Below are 1,241 nucleotides of genomic sequence, written 5' to 3' on the forward strand. Positions count from 1 at the left end.
GGGGTGTCGGTTCCGTCGCCGCGAGTGGCGCCGCCCTCTATGCGGCGGGAGTCATCGTGTGGTTAAGCCGTGTTGGCGCCGATCCGAACTATCTCGCTGACTTCCTTCCCGGTCAGATACTCAGCGGCGCCGGGATCGGATTCGTCATGCCAAGCCTGTCCGCTGTCCCCGGCCGCGCCTTGCCGGCACATCGGTGGGGCGCCGGCTCGGCGTTGATCAACACGGCGCGACAGCTCGGCATGGTCTTTGGCACCGCCATCGTCACGCTGGTCTACCAGCCTGTCATCGACCTAGCCGCGGTGCGGCTCGGCTGGGTGCTGATCATCGCGGCAGCGGTCGCATCCGCGCTCGCCGCCGTGGCACTGGCCGCCAACCGGTCCTCGCGGTCCAGCGACGCGCAGGCTATTCCGTCGATCGCGTCCAGCCCCGTCGCGTCAGGCCGTGATATCCGCGGCTGACGCACCGCTGTCGCGGAGCATCATCGCGCCCATGGCAGAGAACTGCAGGGTCCAGAGGTTGCCGTGGTACGGATACTTCGCCGTCATGGCGGAGATCAGCTCGTCGGCGTCCTTGGCGACTTCGTATGTCGCGGCGAAGTCCTTGATATAGGAGCGGGTCTGCGCGATCATCCGGTCGACCGCGTAGTCGTCACCGTCGGGCCTGCGGTGGCCGGCCACGATCATCCGTGGCTCGAGGCTTTCGACGACGTCGACCGTCTCGAGCCAGTCCTGCCATTCCGCCGGCGTCGCAAATCCCAGCATTGCGTGGATTTCGTTGTATATCGAATCACCGGCCACCACGACATCGATTTCGGGGACATGGACGATCGTCGTCGGATGGACGTCCGCCTGCTTGACCTCGATGACGTTCAGCGGGGAACCGTCGACGTAGAGCGTGTGGCCCTGCATCGGTTCAGGCACTGGTCCGGCTGTCACGGTCGCGTCGCCGAACAGTAGTTTCCACTGCTCGGTCTGCATGTCCATGGTGTCCTTGATCGCCTCGACCACATGCGGCAGCGCAATGCATTTCGCGCCTGGGAACCGCTCGAGAAGTGGACCGAACCCGAGGTAATGATCTTGGTGAGCGTGGGTGATGTAGATCGTCGTGAGCTTTTTCCCCGTGCGCTCGATGAGGTCTCCGAGGTCGCGGACGTCATCCTTGAGGTACTGGGCGTCGATCAGAACCGCCTCGGTAGCACCGGTGATCAACGTCGATGTGGTCGGTGAGAACGTGCCGTTCGG

At 64.3% G+C, this 1,241-nt stretch carries 1 protein-coding gene and 1 pseudogene; one reads left to right on the forward strand and one right to left on the reverse strand.

Annotated elements, in window-relative coordinates:
* Positions 1-458: pseudogene (locus tag ACN269_RS34175) on the forward strand (hypothetical protein); the annotation flags it as partial.
* On the opposite strand, the gene ACN269_RS34180 reads toward ACN269_RS34175, so the two are convergent.
* On the reverse strand, positions 435-1,241 hold an 807-nt coding region (locus tag ACN269_RS34180; RefSeq protein WP_421477397.1), incomplete at its 5' end, for an MBL fold metallo-hydrolase. The pseudogene ACN269_RS34175 and the gene ACN269_RS34180 sit on opposite strands and share 24 nt — an antisense overlap.

The organism is Micromonospora sp. WMMD736 (genome assembly GCF_049179015.1).
GTDB lineage: Bacteria > Actinomycetota > Actinomycetes > Mycobacteriales > Micromonosporaceae > Micromonospora.